The 10,654-nt window shown below is 62.4% G+C and carries 10 protein-coding genes; 7 read left to right on the top strand and 3 right to left on the bottom strand.

All coding sequences use genetic code 11. The annotated features are described in order from the left end of the window. Window positions 1–82: 82 nt before the first annotated feature. From ACTD9P_RS28255 to ACTD9P_RS28245, 3 genes are read right to left on the bottom strand one after another with little or no spacing between them, the layout of a single operon-like run. Window positions 83–1,558 carry an FGGY family carbohydrate kinase gene (locus ACTD9P_RS28255; RefSeq protein ID WP_438870229.1) on the bottom strand — a complete coding sequence of 492 codons (1,476 nt, stop codon included), beginning with the start codon at window positions 1,556–1,558 and terminating at the stop codon, window positions 83–85. Window positions 1,559–1,563: 5 nt separating this feature from the next. Next, window positions 1,564–2,496, bottom strand: coding sequence for a transketolase family protein (locus ACTD9P_RS28250; protein WP_438870228.1), 933 nt, complete (start codon window positions 2,494–2,496; stop codon window positions 1,564–1,566). Beyond that, window positions 2,486–3,322 carry a transketolase gene (locus ACTD9P_RS28245; protein ID WP_438870227.1) on the bottom strand — a complete coding sequence of 279 codons (837 nt, stop codon included), beginning with the start codon at window positions 3,320–3,322 and terminating at the stop codon, window positions 2,486–2,488. Before ACTD9P_RS28245 ends, ACTD9P_RS28250 begins: the two co-directional genes overlap by 11 nt. Before the next feature lie 362 nt (window positions 3,323–3,684). On the opposite strand from ACTD9P_RS28245, the gene ACTD9P_RS28240 reads away from it, so the two are divergent. The 7 genes from ACTD9P_RS28240 to ACTD9P_RS28210 all read left to right on the top strand — a co-directional run. Continuing rightward, on the top strand, window positions 3,685–4,689 hold the full coding sequence (locus ACTD9P_RS28240) for an ABC transporter permease (protein ID WP_200433608.1): 1,005 nt from the start codon (window positions 3,685–3,687) through the stop codon (window positions 4,687–4,689). A 50-nt stretch (window positions 4,690–4,739) separates the two neighbouring features. Beyond that, window positions 4,740–5,672, top strand: a complete 933-nt coding sequence (locus ACTD9P_RS28235) for a sugar ABC transporter substrate-binding protein (RefSeq protein ID WP_056857914.1) — start codon at window positions 4,740–4,742, stop codon at window positions 5,670–5,672. Window positions 5,673–5,687: 15 nt separating this feature from the next. Beyond that, entirely contained in the window at window positions 5,688–7,196 is a 1,509-nt protein-coding gene (locus ACTD9P_RS28230; RefSeq protein WP_438870226.1) for a sugar ABC transporter ATP-binding protein, read from the top strand. Between the two features lie 97 nt (window positions 7,197–7,293). Further along, a complete protein-coding gene (locus ACTD9P_RS28225; protein WP_438870225.1) occupies window positions 7,294–8,058 on the top strand; it encodes an SDR family oxidoreductase in 765 nt (254 codons plus the stop codon). Window positions 8,059–8,078: 20 nt separating this feature from the next. Then, window positions 8,079–8,879: an SDR family oxidoreductase gene (locus ACTD9P_RS28220; protein ID WP_438870224.1), complete on the top strand. Its 801-nt coding sequence runs from the start codon at window positions 8,079–8,081 to the stop codon at window positions 8,877–8,879. A gap of 45 nt (window positions 8,880–8,924) precedes the next feature. After that, window positions 8,925–9,878 (top strand): sugar-binding transcriptional regulator, encoded by a 954-nt coding sequence (locus ACTD9P_RS28215; protein ID WP_438870223.1) that lies wholly within the window; start codon window positions 8,925–8,927, stop codon window positions 9,876–9,878. Between the two features lie 23 nt (window positions 9,879–9,901). Then, window positions 9,902–10,654, top strand: a 753-nt coding sequence (locus tag ACTD9P_RS28210; RefSeq protein ID WP_438870222.1) for a transaldolase, incomplete at its 3' end; no start/stop codon positions are given.

Here is a 10,654-nt window from a genome sequence, read left to right as displayed (position 1 = left end):
CGGTGTATCAGTGACAGATGAATCAACTGACCCACCGCATTCGCGAGCAAGCCCGCTCCCACAGTTTGATCTCGATCGGTCTTTAGAGCAGGGTGCGGGCCAGGGCTTTTTTCCAGTCGGCGTAACGCGCTGACATCTGCACATCCGCCTGCGGCTCAAACCGCTCACGCTGGCGCTCAAGCGCTGCCAGCGCCTCGTCATTGGCCCAAATCCCGAGCGCCCTGCCCGCCAAATGCGCAGCACCCAGTGCCGAGACTTCCGGTGACAAACTGCGCACTACCGGGCGTTGCAGCAGGTTGGCCAAAAACTGCATCAACCAGCGGTTACGCGTGGCGCCACCGTCCACCCAAAGTTCCTTGAGCGGGCTGCCGATATCCTGCTGCATCGCCTCGAACACATCACGAATCTGATAGCCGATGGACTCCAGCGAGGCACGTACCAGATGCGCGCCGGTAGTGGCTTCGGTGAGGCCGCAAATAAGCCCGTGCGCGTCGGCTTTCCAGTGCGGCGCGCCCAGCCCGGACAGTGCCGGCACGAAGTACACGCCGCCATTGTCCGGCAACTGCGCGGCCTGCTCGGCCAGGGCATCCAGCGACTCACCCGTCACCAGCCGCGAGGCCCATTGCACGGCGGCGCCGGTGTGCACGATGTTGCCTTCCATGCCGAACGTGGGCTTCGTGCCGTCATGCCAGGCCAGAGTGGTTGAGAGGCCATGGGTGGAAGCAATCGGGCCGCTCATGGGCGTCATCAAGGATGAGCCGGTGCCCAGGGTAGCCTTGACCAGCCCCGGCACAAACCCGCCCTGCCCGTACAACGCGGCATGGGAGTCGCCGATCATCGACATGATCGGGATGCCTGCGGGCAAGCCACCGGCTGCGACGGTCTCGGCGAAAAAACCGGCGCTGGGTTGGATCGGCGCCAAAGCCGCCAGCGGAATGCCGAACAAGTCCAGCAAAACCGGGTCCCAGGCGCAGGTGTGCAGGTTGAACAGTTGCGTGCGCGCCGCGTTGGAATAGTCGGTGGCAAATACCTGGCCGCCGCTGAGTTGCCACAAGAGCCAACTGTCGACGGTACCCAGGCAGATCTCACCGGCAGCGGCGCGGGCGTGGCCGTTGTCCAGGTTATCGAGAATCCAGCGAAACTTGCCGGCCGAGAACATCGGGTCCAGGGCCAGGCCGGTTTTTTCAAGGATGACGGCTTCGTGGCCCTGCGCATGCAGTTGCGTGCACAGCGCCGTGGAGCGTCGGCATTGCCAACTGATGCACGGCGACAGCGGCTCGCCGGTATGTCGATCCCAGGCCACCACCGATTCGCGCTGGTTACTGACAGCCAGTGCGGTGATCGGCCGATCTACTTGGGCCAGGCATTCATCAATGGCCGCCAGGGTGTTCTGCCAGATCAGCAGCGGGTCCTGCTCGGAGAACCCAGGCTGCGGATGGCTGATGCTCAACGGCCGCGAACCTCGCGCAATCACTTGCCCGAGTTCGTTGACCAGCACGGCCTTGGCATTGCTGGTGCCTTCATCTATCGCCAGGATCAGCGGTTTATTGTCAGTCATTGAGTTCACCGCAAGCGAGTGGCTGCCGCCACAATCCCAGCCGCGTCAATGTTATGCAAGGCGCGGGTCGGTTCCCGTGCACCGGCGGCAGCGTATTCACCGTCGCCGATGCCCAGGCGGATCAAAGGAACGCCCAGCCCGGCCTCGGCCAATACTTCGGCCACCAGGCTGCCGACGCCGCCGTTAATGTTGTGCTCCTCCACGCTGATCACCGCGCGCGTGTTGCGCAGGGCGTTGAGCAACACCTCACGCTGCAACGGCCGGATCGACGACAGGTTGATCACTTGCGCCTGAATGCCCTGCTCCGCCAGCAATCCCGCCGCCTCCACCGCTTCATGCACAACCGAGCCCAGGGCGACGATGCTCACGTCCGCGCCCTGGCGCAGGATATCCACTTGGCCTGGCTGGAACTGATAGTCAGCGCCATGCACATCCGGCAAGGCTTTGCCGTCGAGGCGGATGTACACCGGGCCTTGATAGCGCAGCGCGTAATCGACGATCTGGCGACATTCGATGGCATCGGCCGGGGCGAAAATCTGCACATTGCCGAAGCCGCGCATCACCGAGATATCGTCGAGGCTGTGGTGGGTGCTGGCGAGCGGGCCGTAGCTGGTGCCCGCGTTCAAACCGAACATCTTCACGTTGGCCTGGTTGTAACAAACGTCGACCTTGATCTGCTCATTGGCGCGCGAAATCAGAAACGGCGCGGCATTGCAGGTGGCCGCGATCTTGCCGCCGAGCGCCAGGCCCGCCGCCACGCTGACCAATGACTGCTCGGCAATCCCGACGTTAATCAGCCGCTCGGGAAAGCGCTGCACAAACGGGCCGATCTTGGCCGTGGAGGTGGAATCGCTGACCACCGGTACCACATCGAGGCCCGCCTCTACCGCAGCAATAAAAGCCTCCACCATGACGCTCGCCAGATGTTCACTCGCCATGACTCAACTCCTCCAATGCTGCGTGGATTTCACCACCCTTGGGCACGCGGTGGTGCCATTCGGGGCGAGCTTCGATAAAGGACACGCCCTTGCCTTTTATGGTGTGGGCGATCAGCACCTGCGGGGCGCCGGTTTGGCTCTGCATGCTTTCCAGCGCCGGGATCAACTGGCTCACATCGTTGCCGTCGCACTCGCTGACGCGAAAGCCAAAGGCAGCCCATTTCACGTCCAGCGGGTCGAGCGGCATGATCTCGGCAGTCAAACCCGCCAGCTGCAGTTTGTTTTTGTCGACGATCACAAACAGGTTATCCAGCCCGTACTTGGCCGCCGCCATCGCCGCTTCCCAGTTCGACCCCTCGGCCAGCTCGCCGTCGCCGGTCAGCACATAAATGCGCTTTTTGCTGCCGGACATCTTCGCCGCCAACGCCAGCCCCACCGCCACCGGCAAGCCGTGGCCGAGGGCGCCGGTGTTCAACTCGATGCCGGGAGTTTTCTGCCGCACCGGGTGGCCGGGCAAGTGTGAGTTGAAGTGCTGGTAGGTCGGCAGCCAATCGGTGGGGATATAGCCGGCCTGCGCCAGGCAGCAGTACAAACCGCCGACGCCGTGGCCTTTGCTCTGGATATAGATATCGCGTTCGGGGTCTTGGGTGCGTTCCGGGCCGGTGTTGAGGATGCGGAAATACAGGGTGGCGAGAATGTCGGTTTCCGACAGGTCGGCCCCGGTATGCCCGCCCGCCGGTGAGTCGGCATTCAGGCGGATCACGTGGCGCCGGATCAAGCGGGCCTGTTCTTTGATCTGGTGGGCGTCGTACTGGAAGGCATTCATGCAGCGGCTCCTTTGAGGCTGACCACGCGGGGTGAAAGTGTCCGGCATCGCATTTGAATATTTATTCAGTGCTGACAATATATTTCTATTTAGACGCCGATCAGCCAGCAGGTCAAGTGAGTGATCGGCGGAAAAATGAAATAAAAGCTGGGAAAACCCCTCGGACCAGCGGCCAAAATCCGCCACGCGCTACTCTAAACCGTGGCTTTGCGGCCCATACGAACAGCGCTTTAAGCGCCTGCATGAAAAATTAAGCGCTTGACTTTGACACGGTGTCACTAGAATCTGAATTAACAGTCAGGCATGCATAAATATTCAAGCCGCCTGAATGAACTCCAAAAAAAATAAGTCAGGAGAACAAAGTGGACGCCAAAGCCTCTGTCCATCCGGCCGATCTCAAGCCGACCCGCCGCCCGCGGCTGGTGAAATTGCTCCCCAGTAATATCGGCGGCCCGCTGATCGGCCTCGTACTGCTGGTGCTGGTCTTCTCCTTCAGCTCCGAATTCTTCTTTTCCTTGCGCAATGGCCTGAACATTCTCGATCAGGTCACCGTGCTGGGCATCCTGGCGATTGGCATGACGGCGGTGATCGTCATTGGCGGCATCGACTTGTCGGTAGGTTCGGTGCTGGCCTTCTCGATGATGATGCTCGGCTGGTTGTATCAGGACCAGGCGGTGCCGCTGGGCTTTGCGATTCCCATCGCGATTGCCAGCGGCATGCTCGCCGGGCTGGTGTCCGGCGGGCTGATCACCTATGCCAAGCTGCCGCCGTTTATTGCCACGCTGACCATGATGTCGGTGGCCCGTGGCCTGGCAAACATTCTTACCGAAGGCCGGCAGATCGTCGGCTACCCGGACTGGTTCACCAGCCTGGCCACCGTGCGGCACTTTGGTTTCCTGTCGGCAACCGTCGGCTTGTTCCTGGTGATGCTGGTGATTGCCTGGGTGTTCCTGCGCTTTCGTGCCGGTGGCCGCAACCTTTACGCCATGGGCGGCAGCCCGGAAGTGGCGCGCTTGTCGGGCATCAAGGTGCGCGCAATTACCTTGTGGGTGTACGCCGTGAGCGGTGCGCTGGCCGGTATCGCCGCCGTAACCCTGGCGGCGCGCCTGGACTCTTCGCAACCGAGCGCCGGGCTCAGCCTGGAACTGGACGCCATCGCCGCCGTGGTGATCGGCGGCGCCAGCCTCAGCGGCGGCGTGGGCAGTATCGGCGGCACCCTGGTGGGTGTGCTGATCATTGGCGTGCTGCGCAATGGCCTCAACCTGCTGGGCGTTTCGCCCTTTATTCAACAAGTGGTGATCGGCGTGGTCATCGCCCTCGCCGTGACCATCGACACCCTGCGACGCCGTTCCAGCACTGCCCGTTAAACCTGTTCGACAGTTGACACCCTCCAACAATAAAACCAGGAGTCACCGACATGTTCAGCCCCAAGAAACTGCTTATCGCTACTGCTCTGGCTGCCGCAACGCTTACCGCCGCCGGCACCACCTGGGCCAAGGACCTGACCATCGGCCTGGCCGTGGCTAACCTGCAGGCCGATTTCTTCAACCAGATCAAGCAATCGGTGGAAGCCGAGGGCAAGGCCAAGGGCATCAAGGTGATCACCGTGGACGCCCAGGGCAACTCCTCCACCCAGGTCAGCCAGATTGAAGACCTGATCACCCGCCAGATCGACGTGCTGATCTACATCCCCGCCGGTGCCACTGCCGCCGGTGTGCCGGTGAAAGCCGCCAAGGCTGCGGGCATCCCGGTGATCGCCGTGGACCGCAACGCGCCTGACGCGCCGGGCGACACGTTCATTGCCAGCGACAGCGTCGCCGGTGCCAAGGCGCTGGCTGAATACGTCGGCAAAATCACCGACGGCAAAGGCCGCATTGCCGTGTTGCAAGGCCAGCTCGGCACCACGCCCGAGATCGACCGCGCCAAAGGCTTCGAAGAGGGCCTGAAAGCCTTCCCGGACCTCAAGATTGTCGCCCAGCAACCCGCCGAATGGGCCCAGGACAAAGGCTTCGCCGTGGCCCAGGACCTGCTCCAGCGGGACCCGAATATCAGTGTGTTCTTCGGCCGCGCCGACGCCATGGCCTTGGGCGCTGCCCAGGCAGTGAAAGTCGGCAACCTCGACCACAAGGTCGTGGTGGTCGGTTTTGACGGCGACGTGGCCGGGCTCAAGGCCGTAGAAAGCGGCGTACTGGATGCCACCATGACCCAGCAGACCCAGAAGATGGGCCGCCTGGCCGTGGCCTCGGCGATTGACCTCAAAGCCGGCAAAGCCGTGCCCAAGGAGCAACTGCTGCCCACCGTGCTGACCACCAAAGACAACGTCGCGCCGTTCCTGCAACAGCACCCGTAAACCTGGGAGGTCGCCATGCAAGCAGCAGCTCTGGACACAGCAGCCGATGCGGTGCTGTGCCTGCGCAACATCAGCAAGGCCTATGGCCCGGTGCAGGTGCTGTCGCAGGTCAACGTGGATATCCGCCCCGGCGAAGTACTGGCCTTGCTCGGCGAGAACGGCGCGGGCAAATCCACTTTGTCGTCGATTATTGCCGGGCTGGTGCAACCCGAAGCCGGCGGCAGCATGACCTGGCTGGGCCAGGCCTATGCACCCGCCTCACCGGGTGCGGCGCTGGGCGCAGGGATCGGCTTGATCCACCAGGAAATCCGCCTGCTGCCGCAATTGTCGATTGCCGAGAACATCTTTGTCGGCCGCCTGCCCATGCGTCACGGGAAGGTCGACCGCGAGTACATCGAGGCCCAGGCGCAGATCCAGCTGCAGCGCCTGGGGCTTGACGTGCCGGCATCGCGCAAGGTCGAAGGGCTGAGCGTGGCGGCGCAGCAACTGGTGGAAATCGCCAAGGCGCTGACCCTCAAGGCACGCCTGCTGATCCTGGATGAACCGACCGCCGCCTTGGGTGGCGAAGAAACCGAGTTGCTCTTTCAGCAGGTCGAGCGGCTTAAGGCCGAAGGCGTGTCGTTTATCTATATCAGCCATCGCCTGGAAGAAATCGCGCGCATCGCCGACCGCGTGCTGGTGCTGCGCGACGGTCGCCAGATCGCCCTGCACGCCACGGCCCAGGTGCCGGTGCGTGAGCTGGTGGAGCAGATGGTGGGGCGCAGCCTGGAGCGGATTTTCCCGACGTTGCAGGCGCCCAAAGAGCAGGTGATGTTGCAGGTCAAGGGCTTGAGCTGCCGTGAGTTTGCCCTGCATGACATTGATTTCAGCGTGCGCGCCGGTGAGGTGTTCGGCATTGCCGGAGTGGTCGGCGCCGGGCGCACCGAACTGGTACGCACCATTGCCGGTGCGGCCCAGGACATTCAGGGCTATATGCAGCTGGATGGCGAAGTTCGCCAATTGCGCTCGCCGTTCGAAGCGATCCAGGCCGGTGTGGTGCTGGTGCCCGAAGACCGCAAGCAACAAGGCGTGGTGGTGGAGCATCGCATCGAAGACAACCTGATTTATGGCAACACCGACCTGCTCGACAAGCCCGGCTGGGTGTTCCCTGCCCCACTGCGCGAGTTTGCGCGCACGGCGGTGGCGCGCCTGGGCGTGAAAGGCGCGCCGCAGTCGCGGATCTCGAGTTTGTCCGGTGGCAACCAGCAGAAGGTGATCATTGCCAAGTGGCTGGCGCGCAACCCCAAGGTGTTCATCCTTGATGAACCCACACGCGGCATCGACGTGGGCGCACGCGCAGCGATTTATGAAGTGATCGCAGACCTGGCGGCCAAGGGCATGGCGGTGATTGTGGTGAGTTCGGATTTGGATGAAGTGCTGGGGTTGTCCCACCGGGTGATGGTGATGAGCCGGGGTCGGCAGATGGGGATTCTGGAGCGCGGCGAGGCCACGCCGGTTTCGGTGATGGAAATGGCTACGGCCTGACAAGCAATGAAGATCCAATGTGGGAGCGGCGGTGCGACGATTCGACTTGCTCGCTCCCACAGGGGTTCTACAGTGAATTCAAATGATGGAGTAATGCATGCAACTTTTTAGTCTTCACGGCCAAGTCGCGTTTGTGACCGGCGCCGGCAGCGGCATCGGCCAGGCCATCGCGGTGGGCCTGGCCGAAGCTGGCGCCGACGTAGCCTGCTTTGACCTGCCCGGCAGCCCCGGCATTGCCAGCACTGTCGAGCGCATCCAGACCCTCGGCCGTCGCGCCCTGGCCTTGAGCGGCACCGTCACCGACCGCGCCAGCCTCGACGCCGCCGTGGCGCACACCGAAAGCGAACTGGGCGAGCTGAGCGTAGCGGTCAATTGCGCCGGCATCGCCAACGCCCAAGCCGCCGAAGACCTGGAACTGCAACGCTGGCAAGCCACGCTGGACATCAACCTCACCGGCATCTTCTTGAGCTGCCAGGCCCAGGCCGCCGTGATGCTGCCGCGGGGCAAAGGCGCCATCGTCAATATCGCCTCGATGTCCGGCAGCATCGTCAACCGTGGCCTGCTACAGGCGCACTACAACACCTCCAAGGCCGGCGTGATCCACCTGAGCAAAAGCCTGGCGATGGAATGGGCCGACAAGGGCCTGCGAGTCAATTGCATCAGCCCCGGCTACACCGCCACGCCCATGAACTCGCGGCCGGAAGTTGCCGGCCAGGTGAAGATCTTTGAACAGACCACGCCCATGGGCCGCATGGCCAGCGTGGACGAAATGGTCGGCCCGGCGATCTTTCTGGTCAGCCAGGCGTCGTCGTTCTGCACCGGCGTCGACTTGTTGGTCGATGGCGGTTTTGTCTGCTGGTAAACCTCTTTTTGGAGCCTGTCATGTCGCAACGATTCAGCGGTAAAACTGTAGTCATCACCGGCGCCTGCCGTGGCATCGGCGCCGGGATTGCCGAGCGTTTCGCCCAGGAAGGCGCCCACCTGGTGCTGGCCTCCAACGACCTCGAGCGCGTGACCTTCACCGCCGAGCAATTGGCCAAGGAATACCAGGTCGAGACCCTCGCCCTGGGCATCGATGTAACCTGCGAAAGTGACATCGAAACGCTTTACCGCGAAGGCCACGCACGCTTTGGCAGCATCGATGTATCGGTGCAGAACGCCGGCATCATCACCATCGACCACTACGACAAAATGCCCCGCGCCGACTTCGACAAGGTGCTGCAGGTCAACACCACCGGCGTGTGGCTCGGTTGCCGCGAAGCCGCCAAATACATGGTCAAGCAAGGCAGCGGGCGGCTGATCAATACCTCGTCCGGCCAGGGCCGCCAGGGGTTTATCTACACGCCGCACTACGCCGCGAGCAAAATGGGCGTGATCGGCATCACCCAGAGCCTGGCGCTGGAACTGGCGCGGCATAACATCACGGTCAACGCGTTCTGCCCCGGCATCATCGAAAGCGAGATGTGGGACTACAACGACCGCGTGTGGGGCGAGATCCTCAGCACCGAGGAAAAACGTTATGGCAAAGGTGAGTTGATGGCCGAATGGGTCAAGAACATCCCCCTGCGCCGCGCCGGCAAACCCTCGGATGTGGCCGGGTTGGTGGCGTTTCTGGCCTCCGATGACGCGGCTTACCTGACGGGCCAGGCAATCAATATCGACGGCGGCCTGATCATGTCGTAAGGGTTTGGTATCCTCACCGGCATTGAAACATCAACTGAGGCCTTCATGAGCCAGATCGAAGAACAGCGCCTGATCACCAAGATCGCGAGCCTCTATTACGAAGAAGGGCTCAAGCAGTCCGAAATCTCCGCGCAGCTGGACCTTTCGCAGTCCTTTATCAGCCGCGCCCTGCGCCGGGCGCTGCAGGAAGGCGTGGTGAAGATCAGCGTGATGCGCCTGCAAGGCCTGCACCTGGAGCTGGAAACCCAGTTGCAGCGCCGCTACGGCGTGCGTCAGGTGATCGTGGTGGAAGCCACCGAACCGGGCAACGACGAAAGCATCAAGCAGGCCATCGGCTCGGCCGCCGCGCATTACCTGGAGACCAGCCTGTCGCCCCAGGACCATATCGGCATTTCATCGTGGAGCAGCACCATTCGCGCCATGGTCGGCCATCTGCATGCGCAACCGGGCAAGCAAGGCGCCCAGGAAGTGGTGCAATTGCTCGGTGGCGTCGGCAACAAAGGCGCGTTTGAAGCCACCTTGCTGACCCAGCGCCTGGCCACCCTGCTCAACTGCCCGGCGTTTTTGCTGCCGTCGCAAAGTATCGAGCAATCGGTGGAAAGCAAGCAGCGTATTGTCGAGATGGAAGAGGTCAAGGAGGTGCTGCAACGCTTTGACAGCATCACCCTGGCGATTGTCGGCATTGGCGACCTGGAACCCTCGCAACTGCTACGCAACAGCGGCAACTACTACACCGAAGACATGCTGCGCCTGCTGGCCGAACGCGGCGCAGTGGGCGATATCTGCCTGCGCTACTTCGATGCCCAGGGCAACCCGGTACTGGATGAAGACGAAGAATTTGTAGTGTCGGTGGCGCTGCCCAAGTTGCGCTCGATCCAACGCGTGCTCGGCCTGGCTGGCGGCTTGAACAAGGTGCAGGCCATTCGCGGCGCGCTCAAGGGCGGTTACCTCGACGTGCTGATCACCGACCTCGACACCGCCCAGGCCCTCAACCACTAACCCTTTTTTGGAGACAGCCGCTCATGACGTCCAAGCTCGAACAACTCAAGCAATTTACCACCGTGGTCTGCGACACCGGCGACCTGGAAGCCATCAGCCGCCTGCGCCCGGTGGATGCCACCACCAACCCGTCGCTGCTGCTCAAGGCCGCCGCCATCCCGGAATACGCCGAACTGCTGCGCAATGCCGTGAGCCTGTCCAAAGGCAATGTGGACCTGGCCTGCGATCACTTTGCCGTGTCGGTGGGCGCGGGCATTCTCAAGGTGATTCCAGGGCGTATTTCCACTGAAGTCGACGCGCGTTTGTCGTTCGACGAAGAAGCGCTGTGGGCCAAGGCCAACCAGTTGATCGCCCTGTATGACCAGGCCGGTGTCGGCCGCGACCGCGTGCTGATCAAACTGGCCTCCACCTGGGAAGGCATCCGCACCGCCGAGCGCCTGGAAAAAGCCGGCATCCAGACCAACCTCACCCTGCTGTTTTCCTTCGCCCAGGCCCAGGCCTGCGCCGATGCCGGGGTGTTTTTGATCTCGCCGTTCGTGGGCCGCATCTACGACTGGTATCGCAAAAACACCGGCCTGGACTACACCGGTGCCGAAGACCCAGGCGTGCAGTCGGTGACGCGTATCTACAACTACTACAAGGCCAATAAAATCGAGACCGTGGTCATGGGCGCCAGCTTCCGCACCTTGAGCCAGATCGAAGAACTGGCCGGTTGCGACCGCCTGACCATCAGCCCGGACCTGCTGCAAAAACTGGCTGACGATAACGGTGTGCTG

Source organism: Pseudomonas onubensis (genome assembly GCF_965653655.1).
Classification (GTDB): Bacteria; Pseudomonadota; Gammaproteobacteria; order Pseudomonadales; family Pseudomonadaceae; genus Aquipseudomonas.
Note: the sequence above shows the minus strand (reverse complement) of the source record. Positions and strands in the feature narration are given on the sequence as shown.

Coding starts and splice junctions, on each gene's coding strand:
- ACTD9P_RS28225 (WP_438870225.1), top strand. CDS start 7,294: ATGCAACTTTTTAGTCTTCACGGCCAAGTCGCGTTTGTGACCGGCGCC.
- ACTD9P_RS28235 (WP_056857914.1), top strand. CDS start 4,740: ATGTTCAGCCCCAAGAAACTGCTTATCGCTACTGCTCTGGCTGCCGCA.
- ACTD9P_RS28250 (WP_438870228.1), bottom strand. CDS start 2,496: ATGGCGAGTGAACATCTGGCGAGCGTCATGGTGGAGGCTTTTATTGCT.
- ACTD9P_RS28255 (WP_438870229.1), bottom strand. CDS start 1,558: ATGACTGACAATAAACCGCTGATCCTGGCGATAGATGAAGGCACCAGC.
- ACTD9P_RS28215 (WP_438870223.1), top strand. CDS start 8,925: ATGAGCCAGATCGAAGAACAGCGCCTGATCACCAAGATCGCGAGCCTC.
- ACTD9P_RS28220 (WP_438870224.1), top strand. CDS start 8,079: ATGTCGCAACGATTCAGCGGTAAAACTGTAGTCATCACCGGCGCCTGC.
- ACTD9P_RS28245 (WP_438870227.1), bottom strand. CDS start 3,322: ATGAATGCCTTCCAGTACGACGCCCACCAGATCAAAGAACAGGCCCGC.
- ACTD9P_RS28230 (WP_438870226.1), top strand. CDS start 5,688: ATGCAAGCAGCAGCTCTGGACACAGCAGCCGATGCGGTGCTGTGCCTG.